The sequence below is a fragment of the Prolixibacter denitrificans genome, from assembly GCF_003014495.1.
GTDB classification, from domain to species: Bacteria; Bacteroidota; Bacteroidia; order Bacteroidales; family Prolixibacteraceae; genus Prolixibacter; species Prolixibacter denitrificans.
The window spans coordinates 53,308-68,774 of sequence record NZ_PYGC01000015.1 but is presented as its reverse complement, the minus strand read 5'-3'; the positions used below and the strand labels follow the sequence as shown (position 1 = coordinate 68,774).

General features: G+C 44.7%; 15 protein-coding genes. 14 read left to right on the top strand and 1 reads right to left on the bottom strand.

From position 1 onward, the window contains the following. Positions 1 to 320 precede the first annotated feature (320 nt). The 8 genes from CLV93_RS19040 to CLV93_RS19005 all read left to right on the top strand — a co-directional run bounded on the left by CLV93_RS19040 (position 321) and on the right by CLV93_RS19005 (position 8,216). Positions 321 to 1,598, top strand: coding sequence for a DEAD/DEAH box helicase (locus tag CLV93_RS19040; protein WP_106543819.1), 1,278 nt, complete (start codon positions 321 to 323; stop codon positions 1,596 to 1,598). 139 nt (positions 1,599 to 1,737) lie between these two features. Beyond that, the gene (locus tag CLV93_RS19035; protein ID WP_106543818.1) at positions 1,738 to 2,331 is read left to right on the top strand and encodes a hypothetical protein; all 594 of its coding nucleotides are present in this window, start codon (positions 1,738 to 1,740) and stop codon (positions 2,329 to 2,331) included. 448 nt (positions 2,332 to 2,779) lie between these two features. After that, positions 2,780 to 4,033: a porin family protein gene (locus CLV93_RS19030; RefSeq protein WP_146142090.1), complete on the top strand. Its 1,254-nt coding sequence runs from the start codon at positions 2,780 to 2,782 to the stop codon at positions 4,031 to 4,033. A 179-nt stretch (positions 4,034 to 4,212) separates the two neighbouring features. After that, a complete protein-coding gene (locus CLV93_RS19025) occupies positions 4,213 to 5,283 on the top strand; it encodes a patatin-like phospholipase family protein (RefSeq protein ID WP_106543816.1) in 1,071 nt (356 codons plus the stop codon). A gap of 74 nt (positions 5,284 to 5,357) precedes the next feature. Next, positions 5,358 to 5,795 carry a hypothetical protein gene (locus tag CLV93_RS19020; RefSeq protein ID WP_106543815.1) on the top strand — a complete coding sequence of 146 codons (438 nt, stop codon included), beginning with the start codon at positions 5,358 to 5,360 and terminating at the stop codon, positions 5,793 to 5,795. An 18-nt stretch (positions 5,796 to 5,813) separates the two neighbouring features. Next, positions 5,814 to 6,578, top strand: coding sequence for a hypothetical protein (locus tag CLV93_RS19015; RefSeq protein ID WP_106543814.1), 765 nt, complete (start codon positions 5,814 to 5,816; stop codon positions 6,576 to 6,578). A gap of 53 nt (positions 6,579 to 6,631) precedes the next feature. Then, positions 6,632 to 7,372 carry an outer membrane beta-barrel protein gene (locus tag CLV93_RS19010; protein WP_106543813.1) on the top strand — a complete coding sequence of 247 codons (741 nt, stop codon included), beginning with the start codon at positions 6,632 to 6,634 and terminating at the stop codon, positions 7,370 to 7,372. Positions 7,373 to 7,598: 226 nt separating this feature from the next. Then, positions 7,599 to 8,216: a transposase gene (locus CLV93_RS19005; RefSeq protein WP_106543812.1), complete on the top strand. Its 618-nt coding sequence runs from the start codon at positions 7,599 to 7,601 to the stop codon at positions 8,214 to 8,216. 123 nt (positions 8,217 to 8,339) lie between these two features. Here CLV93_RS19005 and CLV93_RS19000 read toward each other — a convergent pair whose 3' ends face one another. Next, a complete protein-coding gene (locus tag CLV93_RS19000) occupies positions 8,340 to 9,254 on the bottom strand; it encodes a carboxypeptidase-like regulatory domain-containing protein (RefSeq protein ID WP_170109000.1) in 915 nt (304 codons plus the stop codon). A 1,156-nt stretch (positions 9,255 to 10,410) separates the two neighbouring features. On the opposite strand from CLV93_RS19000, the gene CLV93_RS18995 reads away from it, so the two are divergent. From CLV93_RS18995 to CLV93_RS18970, 6 genes are read left to right on the top strand one after another with little or no spacing between them, the layout of a single operon-like run. Further along, complete coding sequence (locus CLV93_RS18995) at positions 10,411 to 12,081, top strand: type I restriction-modification system subunit M (protein ID WP_106543810.1); 1,671 nt, start codon at positions 10,411 to 10,413, stop codon at positions 12,079 to 12,081. Beyond that, positions 12,074 to 12,535, top strand: a complete 462-nt coding sequence (locus CLV93_RS20395; protein WP_211297918.1) for a GIY-YIG nuclease family protein — start codon at positions 12,074 to 12,076, stop codon at positions 12,533 to 12,535. The genes CLV93_RS18995 and CLV93_RS20395 overlap by 8 nt, the downstream gene beginning before the upstream one ends. Next, positions 12,532 to 13,710, top strand: coding sequence for a restriction endonuclease subunit S (locus tag CLV93_RS18985; protein WP_106543809.1), 1,179 nt, complete (start codon positions 12,532 to 12,534; stop codon positions 13,708 to 13,710). The genes CLV93_RS20395 and CLV93_RS18985 overlap by 4 nt, the downstream gene beginning before the upstream one ends. A gap of 27 nt (positions 13,711 to 13,737) precedes the next feature. Then, positions 13,738 to 14,271 carry a hypothetical protein gene (locus CLV93_RS18980; protein ID WP_106543808.1) on the top strand — a complete coding sequence of 178 codons (534 nt, stop codon included), beginning with the start codon at positions 13,738 to 13,740 and terminating at the stop codon, positions 14,269 to 14,271. Positions 14,272 to 14,320: 49 nt separating this feature from the next. After that, positions 14,321 to 14,707 carry a DUF413 domain-containing protein gene (gene maoP / locus CLV93_RS18975; RefSeq protein ID WP_106543807.1) on the top strand — a complete coding sequence of 129 codons (387 nt, stop codon included), beginning with the start codon at positions 14,321 to 14,323 and terminating at the stop codon, positions 14,705 to 14,707. A 9-nt stretch (positions 14,708 to 14,716) separates the two neighbouring features. Further along, positions 14,717 to 15,466 (top strand): transposase, encoded by a 750-nt coding sequence (locus tag CLV93_RS18970; protein WP_106543806.1) that lies wholly within the window; start codon positions 14,717 to 14,719, stop codon positions 15,464 to 15,466. The last annotated feature ends 1 nt before the right edge of the window (position 15,467 follow it).

The following is a 15,467-nucleotide window of genomic DNA, read 5'->3' as shown; positions in this document are numbered from 1 at the left end:
TAAGCTTCCTGGTTTTTAGTTTCTTTTTCTGTTTAAAAAACTAATTTACAAAACTTAGGAAGCTTATGCTTTTACAAACATACAGCCTAAAGGGGCTTTAAAGCAGTGAGTGAGTGTTGCAGTAGTGCTTTCATTGGATTTGTAGAAGGCAATAATATAGTATCAAACTTGCAGCACTTACAATCAAAGTGGTTAAGTCCCCTTTGGTCCCGAGGCTTCGGAATAGGGGTTAATATTTCACCTTTTCTCACCTTAATCTACGGGTTACATTAAATCCGATTAATTACACTACCTTAGCCGCCTTGATTTACAGAAAATATATGACATTTAAAGAATTAGAGATTATTGAACCTATCCTGAAAGCACTTACTGCTGAGGGATATTCAAAACCCACCCCGATTCAGGAACAATCCATCCCCATTTTATTGAAAGGAAGAGACCTGCTCGGTTGTGCACAAACCGGCACCGGCAAAACTGCCGCGTTCGCCATTCCGATTTTGCAGCATCTATATCAAAAAAGGAAACAACATAACGGACAGCGCAAAATCAAAGCGCTCATTGTTACTCCCACACGGGAACTTGCCATTCAGATTGCAGAAAGTTTTTCAACTTACGGCCGATATACCGGTATACGGAATGCTGTCATCTTTGGCGGCGTAAAACAAGGCCCGCAAGTTCAAACGCTCAAAAGAGGCGTCGACATTTTGGTTGCTACGCCTGGCCGGTTACTCGACCTGATGAACCAGGGATATATTTCCTTAAAAGATATTGAATACTCTGTGTTGGATGAGGCAGACCAAATGCTCGACATGGGCTTCATCCACGATATTAAAAAGATTATTGCTCAATTGCCGGCGAAACGGCAGTCACTGTTCTTCTCGGCCACCATGCCACCGGATATCGTGAAGCTGTCGAATAAGCTCCTGGGTAATCCGCAGAAGGTCACCATTCGGCCCAAACAAACCACGGCCGAAAAGGTAGAGCAATCGGTCTATTTCGTCAACAAACAGAGCAAATCCAAATTGCTGGTGCACCTGCTCAAAAACGAGTCAGTCGATTCGGCATTGGTGTTTACAAGGACCAAGCACGGTGCAGACAAGATTGTCAGGATACTGGGGAAAGCCGGTATTGATGCCGGAGCAATTCACGGAAACAAAACGCAGGGACAACGACAGCGTGCACTGGGAAGTTTCAAGAGCGGCCGGATGGGCGTTCTGGTAGCCACCGACATTGCCGCGCGCGGTATCGATGTGGAAGAACTGTCGCACGTTATCAACTATGACCTGCCGAACATTCCCGAAACCTACGTTCATCGTATTGGACGTACCGGAAGAGCCAGCGCCAGTGGTATGGCCATGTCGTTTTGCGATACCGAAGAGAAAGCGTACCTGCGTGATATTCAAAAGCTGATCGCTCAGAATATTCCGGTCGTAGCAGAACATCCGTATTTGAGTGAGGAAGGCGAAGCGCCAGCCATACAACCGGCCAAACCGCAACGCTCGTTTCAGCGCCAGCGGCAAACCAACCGGAACAACAGTGAAGGTAGCAATAGCCGCCCCAAACGAAAAAGGAGTTACCCGCAGAAACGGAATTCGTAAGAGAATACAAAAAGAAAAAGATAAAAGCCTTTCCCGGCCTCTGGCAAACGGGAAGGGCTTTCTCCTTGTTATAGCTACGTCTTATTAGGAAAATAGCTAACTTAGTTCTTTGATCAACAAATAACTAAATCAGCAAACCATGGAATCAGAACAGCATCAGGAAGAGCAGCCCGTCGAAGTTTTTTCCGGATTATCACGACTTATTCAACATTTTGTATTCCGCCCCGGAGCACTCCTCATCCTTTGGGGTTGGGTGATGTTTTACAGTTATGCGATGAATTACCTCACCCAAAAGATTCTGATGGCTTCCCGAACACAATCGTTGTTGGGAAACCTGGGCATCGTATTGGGAGCGGTCGCTTTCATCATCACGATCTTTTACTTACTGCGTCAAGCTAAACCGGTAGCCAAACAGGAAATTTACATCCGGTACGTTTGGGTTTCCCTGCTTGTCAGCCTGGTGCTCATTAACCTCATTCAGTATAACGTGCTGCAACAGATCAATTTCGAACTGCAGCATCCCATCTACATGGTCGTTATTGCCTTTGCTATTGTCGTTAGCGGTGGTATTCTAAGGTATCCCTTTCTCCTGGCCGGAGGCATCATCTTTGGGATACTGGCTTATGTGGCATCCTTGCTGTCGTTAACCGATCAGCTGCTGATGGAAGCCATTGGATGGTTGGTGGCTTTTATCCTGCCGGGACACATCCGGTATTACAGGCATAAAAACTAAACTTTCACCAACAGCAGCCGGCTACCATCCTTACCGGTAGAAACATGTCATACGAAAAGATGCTGACTGTTATTCAGTAGACTAAATTTTGTACCTCTGTCAGTGTGATAGACATACATTCTGTGAAAATAAGCTGAAGAACATAACCAATCTGTTCCCTTATCCGGGAGAAGTTTACCAATAAAACATAAAAATGATTATTATTGTAGAAGACTAAGCTACCCTCGCCTACTGAACTGATCTTTTTGTGATTTTGAATATGTTTCTATTAAAACGGTATAACAACGTATATAAAACGGAGAGAATCATCCATGCCTAACCTTCTGTATCATTTATTTTGCAATGACCAACCTGCGAAATATCCGTGCGTGGATATGATAGCAACCATCTCCTATGTTTTCCTCTAACAAACTAGATAATTCCATGAATATTAACAACTAATAATCCTATGAAAACAACAAAAATGCTCAAATCCCTGGCGATTCTAATGCTGGGAACCTTTCTTTCGCTGAATGCTTATTCACAACAAAATTTTATCCCCGGTTATGTCGTCACCACCAAAGGCGATACGCTGCATGGGCAAATCGACTACCGAAACTGGGATAAGAATCCGGATAAAATAACATTCAGACAGGAAGGAAAAACGACTTCAACAACATATAGCCCACTCGAAATTAGATCATTCGAAGCCAACGACGAAGTTTATGTGAGCGCCGTCGTAAAATCATCTGTCAGTTCGAGAAAGGCAGGCAACCTCGGCGATGAAACAGAGCTAAAAACAGCCATTGATACCACCTTTCTGCAAACCCTGATACAAGGCGACAAAAGTTTGTATTACCTGAAGAACCGGCGGGGAATTGAGAACTTCTACATCGGGCGGAATGGCCAGTACGATTTGCTGGTATATAATGTGTATAAATCGAACAAAGAAAATAAAGTCCGTATCAATAAACGATATGTCGGACAACTGGTGCTGTACTTCAATACCGCTCCTTCCGTTCGGCAACAAATTCAGAGAACAGACTATAGCAAGACCAGTCTGAAAAACCTCTTTCTTGCCTACTACAAACAATCTTCAACGGCACCAAAATTCCAAAAGAAAAAGGATAAAGGTTCCGTTGAATATGGAATCGTGGCTGGAGCAACCATCTCCACGGTTAAATTTGGCGGAAATGATATGGTTTACCTGACCAGTGCCGATATATCGCCATCAGTCAATCCAACCGGTGGTCTGTTCCTCGATTTCATTCTACCCCGCAGCCAGGGTAAATGGTCGATATACAACGAACTAAACTACAACTCATACCAGTTGTCAACCGATTACAATGGGTATTACCACGATATCTACTATACCGAACAGATCAATGCTGAGTTTGCCTTTTCGTACCTATCGTTGAATAACATGGTGAGATTCCGATACCCGGTAAAAAGTTGCTATCTGTATATCAACGCAGGTTTCTCCAATGGTATCATCATCGACGAGACAAACCACAAGACCGATGTGGGAAGATTCGAAACAACGGAAAGCAAAGGACTGGATGACATTAAAAAACACGATGTTGGTTATATCGGAGGAATCGGAATGCAATATCATCATTTCTCTTTAGATGCCCGGTACAAACGAACCGGAGGCTTCTCCCCGTATGTTACGCTAAGTTCTCCTCTTAGTCAATACTATTTCCTTTTGGGATACCGATTCTAATCCTTTGAATGTATACCGGGATGAACTTAAATCGTCCCGGTATATATTCCACTGAATCATTTTACTTTCGCAATTTAGACATCTTATATTCTATTGAGAAACATCCCCTTTCCTACTCTTCCGCTTTGCCGGAATAGCATTTATTCAATAAATTTACTCTCCAACCAATTAACCTCATCATGAAGAAAGTGCGCATCCTATCGCTCGATGGTGGCGGTATCCGCGGCATGATTCCGGCTACGGTTCTGGAATACATCGAAAAGCAATACATCGGGAAGAGCGGTAATCCGAATGCCCGACTGGCCGACCTCTTCGATTTTATTATCGGGACCAGCACCGGGGGAATCCTTACCTGCTTTTACCTGACGCCCAATCCGGACAAAGGAGAAGACCAACCACAGACCAAATACAAGGCTTCACAGGCGCTGGAGTTTTATTCCGAAAAAGGATACCGCATCTTCAATGCCTCCAAACATTATCCGTGGTTTGGTTTGCGTCAGCTGTACAACGCCAGCAAATATACGGCCCGGAATCTCGAATCAATCTTTACCGAAGAGTTCGGTGAGCTGAAAATGAGCGAACTGGTGAAGCCGTGTCTCGTGACCACCTACGACCTGGCCGCCAAATCATCTTTCTTCTTTAGTAGCCGCGAACCGGAAAACAAACAACGGGAGTTCTATGTGAAAGATGTGGCCCGTTCCACATCAGCGGCTCCTACGTACTTTCCCTCTGCTTTGATTAAAAATCTTGTCACCGGAAAGGAGATGGTGAACATCGATGGCGGCGTGTATGCCAACAACCCGACCATGTGTGGCTACGCCGAATGCCGGAACACCGTTTTCCCGCAGGTCGCTTATCCCTCAGCTGACCAGATGCTGATACTCTCTATCGGGACCGGCGGCGGACAGGTCGATTTCCCGGCATCGGAGAAAAGCGGCAACTGGGGATTGCTCAAGTGGGCCAAGTCGATGCCCGACATCATGATGGACGGCAGCTTTGACACCGTCGACTACCAGATGAAACGATTGTTTGGCTCGCTGGCCAAAGAGCATCAGTACAACTACAAACGCGTCGATGTTCCGCTAGACAAAAGAAACTATGCAAAAGACATGGCCGATGCATCGCCGGCCAATATCGAAGCATTGAAAGAAGCCGGACAGGAAGCATTAAAGGCAGCTCAGAAAAACCATGAACAGTACAGCCTGGATAATTTCATTGACAGGCTAATGGACAACATGCCTGATTCATAAAATGGTTTACCGGTGTTTTATCTTGGCATATTTTAGGAAGTCTTGATACCTTTCTACTCAGTAACCGCTTTGTTATGGATGCAACCCAACCGACACCAAACTTTCCTGTAAAAGGCAGAAAACGAATCCTGGCCGGGAATGCTTTTCTGCTGGCTCTCTTGTTTGGACTGGTATCATTCAATAAATCCGTTCTCCGTCCCGCCTTTCATGGCCGACCGTTTCTGGATACGCTGACCGGATGTTTTCCCAACTTTTTGGCTGCCTTGCTGATTAGTCTGGCTTTCGTCAATGCCATCGTGAACCGGAACCCCAGGCATGGACGGTTACTGGCCTACCTCGGTTCTACTATTGTATTCGTCATACTGACCATCGAAGAACTGAAACCCATGTGGGGAGCCAGTACCTATTATGACCTATACGATATTGTGGCAAGCGCTGTCGGTTCGTTGCTGGCCATAGGAATATTTGAATGGATTTCGAGGAGACAAAAGATTGTAACAGACAGCAATTAATAATTCCTGTAATTCCCGATGAAGCGAATTAGAAATACCATATTAACCATCCTGCTATTGAGCTCTTACCTGCTCTTTTCCTATTACTACTTCAACGGTTGGTGGTACTCCTCCATCGGGACGGTGCTCATCCTCTTATTCAGTTACCTCATCTGGGGTAAACAGTTTCGCCGGGTGACCGGTACCAAAATATCTCACACCACCTTCCACAAAACAGTTCTGCTGGCGTTCATCATGATTGTCGCCTCCATCCTGCTCATTCAACACATCGGTAACCGGCACATGACAGCCATTCAGTTCACCAATTGCCGGAACTATTTCCACGATATCTTTTACATTCTGAACGAAGAGATCATCCTGGGGGCGATTCCACTCTATCTGCTTATCCGCAAATGGAAGATCAATTCCCTTTTAGCCACAGGAGGCCTGGCCCTGTTCTTTGCTGCCGCTCATTTCGCCTTTTACCGGTGGATATTCCTGCAACGGGGAACGCTCGAACTGACGACACTAACCACCTTGTTCCTGGTAGCCTTCGTGCGGAACTGCCTAATCGTTCTCAACGGGCATATCGGGTACTCGTGGGCCTTGCATTTCGGATGGATGATGGTGATGTTCGGGAACCGGCTGTATTTTGTCGAAACGAACACCAGCATAAATGAGCCCGAACGCTTCAATATGTTTCTGGGCTCACCGGAGATGGTTAGTATCAGCTTAATCCTCGCCGTGGTTAGTTTCATCTACCTAACGAGAAGGGATAAACGAATAAAGAAGATGAATATCTGAATAGGCAACCTTTCCCGCCCACTCTTCATCTGATAATAAACTAATCTATTATCATGAAGAAAACTGCGCTGCTGTTATTATTGATTCTGCCTCTCGTTTCGCAGGCACAAGACAACAAAAAAGGAATTAGCTTATCGCTGAAAGGAGGACTCACCCTGGCGAACATGTATGGAGAAGATGTGCAAAGCGAAACCGATCTAAACGGAAGCTCACCGGATAACTTTTATGCCAATAACCCCGCCAGCAACCGCTTAAAGCCCGGAATGAATTTTGGTGGCGTACTCGATTTCCGTTTCAGCAACTTACTATCATTGGGTATCGGGACATCGTATATCCAAAAGGGTGACCGCATTAATGCCACCCAACACTGGAACAACGATCTGCAGGATTTCGAACCGGTGGATGGCCGCATCGACTGGATTCAAAACTACCTGACGCTGGATGTTCCGTTGAAAATCTATTTCCCGGTAAAGGAAAACGAACTGTACCTGCAGGGCGGTCCTACGTTTGCCAAACTGCTCAACTCAAAGGAGAAAGGAAAGGTGACTGTTGGAGGAACCGATTATACATATGAGAATGACCGGGGGGCGAATGATACCGAACCCGGCTTTTTATTAGGCGCCGGCTACCTGTGGTCGATGACTGACAAGCCGGGCGATATCCTTATCGAATTTATCTGGAACCGAACCGTAGGCAAATCTTATGGCCGCGACCTTATCCCTAATCCCATGCATTATTATAACCAGACCTTCAGCCTGAACGTTGGCTACCGTTTTAATTGGTATAAAGAATAATTCCAAACCCGACCACCAATAACCTAACTCAAGAGACGCGATTCATCGCGTCTCTTTTTGTTTGAACCGGGATTGCGCAGATTATCTCCACTGTGGATAGCCTCGAACAATGCGATCGTAGAGACGTTGCAATGCTACGTCTCTACCAGCCACAAAACACATTGCCAACCTATCCGTATTTCCCATAAAATCGGTATATTCATTATTGAACCAACCGAACCGATACATGTCCGACCATTACCGCCAACAATACCGTATTCCTTCGGCCCGGGCCAACTGGTGGGATTACCGCAATGAAGCGGCCTATTTCATCACCATTTGTACCGCCGGGAAAACACATTTTTTCGGAACCGTCCGGAATGGGAAAATGTGTTTGTCGGAATTGGGGGAAATCGCCCATCAACATTGGCAGGACATTCCCAACCATTTCCCGTTTGTTCAATTGGATGAATTTGTCATCATGCCGAACCATGCACATGGGATTGTTGTATTGAAAAATCCGGCCGATAATCGAACGATCGTAGAGACGTTGCATGCAACGTCTCTACCAACAACGCAGGCATTTCAATCCAATCATTCCGGACCGTCATTAAAAAATCAACACATGGCCAATATTTCACCCAAACGGGGCTCGTTGCCCTCCGTTATCCGCGGATTTAAATCATCGGTAACGCGCCGCGCACGACTATCACAACCTGATTTTGCGTGGCAACCGCGTTACTACGACCATATCATCCGCGATGATTACGATTGGATGCGTATCCGTGAATATGTCCATAACAACCCCGTGCAATGGGGACAAACCGATGATGATGACCATAACGAAACACCACCGCGTGTTTGATTAACCCGTTGGCCATGAACAACGCGATCGTAGAGACGTAGCATGCTACGTCTCTACCACCCCATCAATGTAACGCTGTAACATCGAAAAAAAGCCCCGCAACAACGGGGCTTTTCTTTGGGGCTAATTTTTGGCGAGGGTAATGGTGAGTTTGGTCGTTTCGCCGGAATTGACAGCGACATCCAACACCTGCTCGGTGTACCCGTACTTCGACACCTTTACCTGGTAATTCCCGGGCGTCATCGATTTGATGCGGAAACCGCCTTTGTCGGCTGTCTTTTTCTTCAGCGGCGTGTCGCCATTTAAGGGCAACGGCATTAACTCGACAAAAGCATCGGGCACCGGTACCAAACTTCCTACTTCCACTACTTGTCCTTTTACCGACAGGCTAGCCGTTCCGGTGTCGATTATTTTCCGGGAACTTTTATAGCCTGCATAGAAATCGGGATCGGACAGGCGCAATGTAACCGCCAGCGAATCGATTTTCTTTAGCACGGCGTCGGTTTGTACCATCACTGCATCATAGGCCTTGTTTCTTTTTACCCGCTCGCTCACTGAATCCCTTTTCAACGGAATCGCTTTTTCGAATTGATCGATATTGGCCAGGAAGGTAGCCTGTGTTTCAGCTGTTACACCAAAGGCGGCCAGGTTCTCCAGGTTGGCCTGCGCCAGGTTATACAGTTTACGCGAATTATCGCGTACAAATGCATCGGTGCCATATTTCAGCACACTTTCGGGATAGTAGCTATCCTTTTGCAATTCCACCAAGTTGCTTTGCTCTGCATAAGCAAAGATGCGGGTCGACAAGTCGTAAGCGTTTTGTGCCACAACCATTTTCAGCTCATTCTTACGGTTGGAGATACCCGTCAGATTGGTTGTCTCAACGGCTGCAAATCCAAGCAGTTTGGAAATGTCCACGCCCAGTTCGTCATAATAGACCGGGAAATTGGGCATGCTGTCCATTTTCTCCCGGTTTGCCGTCAGGTAGTCATAGGTTACCTGGTACATCGAGGTTTTACCTCGCTTTACATTATCCATAACAATATTATTTAGTAAATAACTATATAATAGGTATACCAACCTATTCGAGACGAGAACCGACATGACACCCAACTCCCTAACACGCATACCTCTCCCACCAAACAAACTCACTATACTCAAGTCACTTATCGGGAAAAATCTATCTTTCGGATGTATTTATTTTTTAAACGGAAGGCTAAAAAGTTTTATTGCACAGCTATTTACAAAAAACTGACTACAGACCTATACAATTATCAGTTGTCATACAAATATAACTTTTGGAAACATAGAAAAATAAAGGGAAAGCGCTATTTTTCTTTTTAAAAAATATTTGTCACATTTTTTATGAATATTTTTTAAAAATTATATATCAATCAGTTACAATCCACACAAACAGCTGTCAGTTATTAAATATAATAATCAATATTTTATGATTAACATCCAAGACCAGAAGCAATTTTATTGACAACTTTACAATCATTATTTTCCTATCTTCAACAATCTTGCTTTGGTTACCGTATGGAATTCATCACTTAACAAAAGTGCGACAGTTAACTACAAAAGGAACGTCTTTAACTACAAAAGGAAGTCACTTAACCGAAAAAGGAACGTCTTTTCCCACAAAAGGAAGCCACTTAACTGAAAAAGGAAGGTCTTTTCCCGCAAAAGGAAACCACTTAACAGAAAAAGGAACGTCTTTTCCCGCAAAAGGAAGTCACTTAACTGCAAAAGGAACACCTTTAACAACAAAAGGAAGTCGTTAAATGGCAAAAGAGTGTGATTGAACAGCAAAAGATAGCGCACAAATTACACAGGAGTCCAGGCGAATGACAGAAGAGACAGGGGTATGGCGTATGAGATGGTCTGAACCGGATTAAAATGTCTGAACCCGGATTAACCAGATTATTGGATTACACAGATTAAAAGACACTGTACATAAGATGCAGGAGCTCCAGTGATTTTGCAGCATTTCCAAACGATACGAACATTGAGACGCAATGCTTGCGTCTCTACACCGTTTCAATCTGCGTAATCCCGGTTCAGACAATTACACCATTCCGAAAAACATGAAATGCCTGCGACAGGGATTCGTTCATTTTGTTAAATTTGAAAATAATCGTGAGGACAGGTGTGGTAAGAAGAAGTTAAAGATTAACAACATTTTATATATAGAATGGCGAAGAAGAACGGGAAGCAAACGGAAGAACCGTTGGAGAAACAGTTGTGGAAGTCGGCGGATAAACTACGAAAAAACATCGATGCGGCCGAGTACAAGCACGTGGTACTGGGACTGATTTTTTTGAAATATATATCGGATGCTTTTGAAGAGCTGCACGCCAAATTGCAAAAGGGCGAAGGTGAATACGAAGGTGCCGACCCCGAAGACAAAGATGAATACCGGGCCGAGAATGTATTCTTTGTTCCACCCTCAGCCCGCTGGCCTTTTTTGCAAAGCCACGCCAAACAACCTACCATCGGGAAAACGATTGACGAATCGATGGATGCCATTGAGCGCGAGAACCGGCAACTGAAAGGTGTGCTACCCAAAGTATATGCCCGGCAAAACCTCGACCCGACGAGTCTGGGCGAACTGATTGACCTGATTGGCAATATCGCGTTAGGCGATACCAAGGCCCGCAGTGCTGATGTACTGGGACACGTTTTCGAGTATTTCCTGGGCGAGTTTGCTTTGGCCGAAGGGAAAAAGGGCGGACAGTTCTATACGCCGCGAAGTGTGGTAGAACTATTGGTGGAAATGCTGGAGCCTTACAAAGGACGCGTATTTGACCCATGCTGCGGCTCGGGTGGTATGTTTGTGCAGTCGGAAAAGTTTGTATTGCAACACCAGGGAAAAGTAAACGACATATCGATATACGGACAGGAAAGCAACCAGACCACCTGGCGACTGGCCATGATGAACCTGGCCATCCGTGGAATAGACAGTTCGCAGGTTATCTGGAACAACGAGGGTTCCTTTTTGAACGATGCACACAAGGACAAACGATTCGATTACATAATAGCCAATCCTCCTTTTAATGTGAGCGACTGGAGCGGCGAACTGATGCGCACCGACGCCCGCTGGCAATATGGAGCACCGCCAACCGGAAATGCCAACTATGCCTGGATACAGCACTTCCTGTTTCACCTGGCACCCAGCGGACAAGCCGGATTTGTATTGGCCAAGGGTTCGCTTACCTCGAAAACATCGGGTGAAGGGGAAATACGGAAGCAACTGGTAGAGGCAGGCCTGATCGATTGCATTGTGAACCTTCCGGCGAAACTGTTTCTGAACACCCAGATACCGGCCTCACTGTGGTTCATGAGTAGGCCTTCGACAGAAGGAAAGGTGGCTTCGAGAACCTCAGCCACCGATTCGAGAACCTCAGCCTCCGATTCGAAAACCTCAGCCTCCGATTCGAGAACCTCAGCCTCCGGGCGCTTTCCCCGAAAAGGAAAAGAGATCCTGTTTATCGATGCCCGCGATATGGGGCACCTGATTAACCGCCGCACCCGGGAACTTTCGGAAGACGATATTAATAAAATTGCCGACACGTACCACAAGTGGCGGGCTTCGACAAGCTCAACCATCAACTCGACAAGCTCAGCCGCCTATGAAGATGTGAAGGGTTTTTGTAACTCGGCTCCCATTGACCGGGTACGCGAACTGGACTATATTCTAACACCCGGCCGCTACGTAGGCCTGGCTGATGCGGATGATGACTTTGACTTTAAAGAACGCTTCACCGCCCTGAAAGCAGAGTTTGAAGCCCAGTTGCAAGAAGAGGCTGAACTGAATGAACGAATTGCTGCGAACCTGGCTAAAATCAAATTCGAAAATGAATAAAGGGTATATGTACATACTCGAATGTTCGGATGGCAGCTATTATACCGGAAGCACAAAAGATTTGGAGCAACGGCTTGCACAGCACCAATCAGGCGAAGGGGCCAACCATACCCGGAGGCATTTGCCCGTTCGCCTGGTATATTATGAAGAATACGCAAGAATAGACGATGCCTTTTACCGCGAAAAACAGGTACAAGGCTGGAGCCGGAAAAAGAAGGAGGCGCTGATAAACGGGAACCTGGATATGCTTCCGAAGTTGGCAAAGGCATATCGGGATAAGGGTGGCTTCGAGAAGATGAAGGGTGGCTTCGAGAACCTCAGCCACCAAGAAGAGAACCTCAGCCACCAAGAAGAGAACCTCAGCCACTGCTTCGACAAGCTCAGCCACCAAGGAGAGAACAGCTCGTTGCCTGAGGCTCTCGAAGGCAACAATAAAAAGACAAAACACCAATGAGTGAGTGGAAAAAATATAAAATTCATGAAATTGCTTTGAATATGGCTGACGCACCTTTCGGCTCAAACCTCAAAACGAAGGATTATGTTGATAATGGTGTACTTGTTATTCAAGGGAAAAATATCCAAGGACGGAAATGTATTTGGAATGATAGGCGTTATGTAACTATTGAAAAATATAATTCACTTTCTAGGCATCAAGCCAAAATAGGTTCGTTAGTTTTTCCTAAGGTCGGAACAATTGGTAAAGTAGGAATTTTAACGTCATTTAATAATATTGACAAATTCGTTCTTTCTACGAATACAATGATGCTTGAACCCGATCCTGAGATAGCACATCAAGATTTTGTTTATTACTTTTTTTCTTCATTTGATGTCAGTAATCACATACAGACCATTAGTTCAAATTCGGTCCAGCCTGTTTTTAATTTTACAGCCTTAAAAAATTATCCGATAACGCTCCCTCCCCTTCCCGAGCAAAAAGCCATCGCCGAAGTGCTTTCCAGCCTCGACGATAAAATCGACCTGCTGCACCGCCAGAACCAAACACTGGAAGCAATGGCAGAGACTTTGTTTCGGCAGTGGTTTGTAGAAGAAGCGGAGGAGAATTGGAGAGAAGGAAGCTTAGGTGATCTGACCGACAATATAAAAGCCAACATAAAAAAAGAAGAGATGCCCTCTTCTCTTCGATATGTCGCCTTAGAGCACATTGATAAAAAAAGTATCGCCTTAAATAAATATGCCAGCTCTGCTTCTGTTCAAAGTAACAAATTTCAATTCATTGAGAATGATATACTCTTTGGAAAACTAAGACCTTACTTCCATAAAGTCTGTTTTGCACCGTTTCCTGGAGTATGCTCCACCGATATTTTAGTTATAAGGGCAAAGTCAAATGCATGGTTTGCATTTAGCTTATTTGCTTTTTTCCAAACCAAAGTCGTTGATTTTGCAAATTCCGCTTCTGGAGGTACACGGATGCCAAGAACAAATTGGAATACATTAGCAAAATTTCCAATTGCTATCCCTCCTATTGATGTAGTAACTAAATTTAATGATGTTGTAAATCCATCCATTGAGAAGATAAAATATAACCAAAAACAAATCCGCGTCCTTGAAAAAATGAGGGATACGTTGTTGCCGAAATTGATGAGTGGCGAGGTAAGAGTAAATCTTTAACTATAGAATTAAACAAAATTAAGACCGATGATTTTATTAGACTGGATAACAAGATCTGAAACATGGGCAAGCATATTTAAGAATCTTACCACTGGTACAGGTATCATTGTTGGAGGTATTTGGACATATCGTCGATTCTATAGACAACGAGAGCACCAAGCTCTAATAGATTTTTCTGTAGATATCGTCTTTCATGAAAAATTAGGTGAATGGTGGATTGTTGAATTAAACGCTTACGTGGAAAATAAAGGAAAAGTCCAACATAAAATGAATGATTTCAAGTTCAAAGTGGAGTCATTATCAAACCATGATGTCGTTGAGTTAAATTATAACTACGGTGGGCAGGTGAATTTTCCAACGACACTGAGTGAAGGTTCATTTCTACCTAAAAAAGCTGAATATTTTTTTATTGAACCTGGTCTGAAAAATAAATATTCTTTTATTACCAGAATCCCTGCTTCACAGAAGATTCTTTTAATGCATTCATGGTTCAATTATTATGGAAAAAAAGAAAAGCGAAGCCATATAGCAGAAGTCACTAAAGTTGTTCCGGAGAACTAACTGCTTGTTAGCCGGAAATAGGTTGCATGAGCAATAAAAATTAACCAACATGACTGACCGAAGAATCCATAACGATTACATCAGCCAAAAAGGCCCTTTTGTGGTGGATTGTAACCATGCCATTTTCACAGAAGAAGAATTAAAAATATTAGAAAGATGGGGACACTGGTTCCAGGCATTAACCGATGGCGAACTGGCCCCGCTTACCAAACGACAGGAATTGTTTGTCGAGGTAGCCAACGGCAAACGAGACCCTGTTTCGGTGGAAGAACAAGCCTGGTTCAAATATCTGGGACGGAAACGCATTGAACAAAAAATGGGCGACCGCCTGAAGGTAAGCTACGAATATCAGGACGACGGTTTCTACAGCCGCGCCGACGCCAAAGAATTGCGTAAAATGATGTACGGGGTGAATAGCCGTGTACATCGTCAATAAAACCGAGCAATGAAATACAATCCGCAAATCCATCACCGACGGTCTATCCGGTTAAAAGGATACGATTATGCGCAGGCCGGATTGTATTTTGTCACCCTATGCGTGAAAAACCGGTTCTGTTTGTTTGGCGATATTGTCAACGGAACCATGCAGACGAATCCCGCCGGACAGATGATACAAAAATGGTTTTATGAATTGGAAAACAAATTTCCGGACATAAAATGCCACGAAATGATGGTCATGCCCAACCATTTTCACGCCATCGTCGAAATCATTGAAACACCGGCGGCAGGGTCATCCCAGGTAGGGTCATCCCTTGTGGGTGACCCTAAATTGGACGGCAGGGATAGGGGGCAACCACAAGGGATTGCCCCAACGGGACCACAAGGGGTTGACCCAACGAAACAAGAGGGGATTGCCCCAACGAAACCAGAGGAGATTGACCCAACGGGACCACAAGGGATTGCCCCAACGAAACCAGAGGAGATTGACCCAACGGAGGCGCAAGGAATTGCCGCGACGAATCAAAAACGATTGGGGGATATCATTGGGGCATTTAAATCGTTGACGACAAACGAATATATCCGCGGCGTAAAAAACGATCATTGGCAACCATTCGACGGTAAATTATGGCAGCGCAATTATTGGGAACACATTATCCGAAATGAAAAATCCTATCACAATATTTCTGCCTATATTGTGAATAATCCATTGAAATGGAAGACTGATTCATTGAATCCAAATTACAACCACCAATAAA

Bases quoted from the DNA above. Each gene is read 5' to 3' on its own strand.
- CLV93_RS19010 (WP_106543813.1), top strand. From the start codon at position 6,632: ATGAAGAAAACTGCGCTGCTGTTATTATTGATTCTGCCTCTCGTTTCG.
- CLV93_RS18985 (WP_106543809.1), top strand. From the start codon at position 12,532: ATGAGTGAGTGGAAAAAATATAAAATTCATGAAATTGCTTTGAATATG.
- CLV93_RS18995 (WP_106543810.1), top strand. From the start codon at position 10,411: ATGGCGAAGAAGAACGGGAAGCAAACGGAAGAACCGTTGGAGAAACAG.
- CLV93_RS18970 (WP_106543806.1), top strand. From the start codon at position 14,717: ATGAAATACAATCCGCAAATCCATCACCGACGGTCTATCCGGTTAAAA.
- CLV93_RS19030 (WP_146142090.1), top strand. From the start codon at position 2,780: ATGAAAACAACAAAAATGCTCAAATCCCTGGCGATTCTAATGCTGGGA.
- CLV93_RS19005 (WP_106543812.1), top strand. From the start codon at position 7,599: ATGTCCGACCATTACCGCCAACAATACCGTATTCCTTCGGCCCGGGCC.
- CLV93_RS19000 (WP_170109000.1), bottom strand. From the start codon at position 9,254: ATGGATAATGTAAAGCGAGGTAAAACCTCGATGTACCAGGTAACCTAT.
- CLV93_RS19015 (WP_106543814.1), top strand. From the start codon at position 5,814: ATGAAGCGAATTAGAAATACCATATTAACCATCCTGCTATTGAGCTCT.
- CLV93_RS18980 (WP_106543808.1), top strand. From the start codon at position 13,738: ATGATTTTATTAGACTGGATAACAAGATCTGAAACATGGGCAAGCATA.
- CLV93_RS19025 (WP_106543816.1), top strand. From the start codon at position 4,213: ATGAAGAAAGTGCGCATCCTATCGCTCGATGGTGGCGGTATCCGCGGC.
- CLV93_RS19035 (WP_106543818.1), top strand. From the start codon at position 1,738: ATGGAATCAGAACAGCATCAGGAAGAGCAGCCCGTCGAAGTTTTTTCC.
- CLV93_RS20395 (WP_211297918.1), top strand. From the start codon at position 12,074: ATGAATAAAGGGTATATGTACATACTCGAATGTTCGGATGGCAGCTAT.
- maoP (WP_106543807.1), top strand. From the start codon at position 14,321: ATGACTGACCGAAGAATCCATAACGATTACATCAGCCAAAAAGGCCCT.
- CLV93_RS19040 (WP_106543819.1), top strand. From the start codon at position 321: ATGACATTTAAAGAATTAGAGATTATTGAACCTATCCTGAAAGCACTT.
- CLV93_RS19020 (WP_106543815.1), top strand. From the start codon at position 5,358: ATGGATGCAACCCAACCGACACCAAACTTTCCTGTAAAAGGCAGAAAA.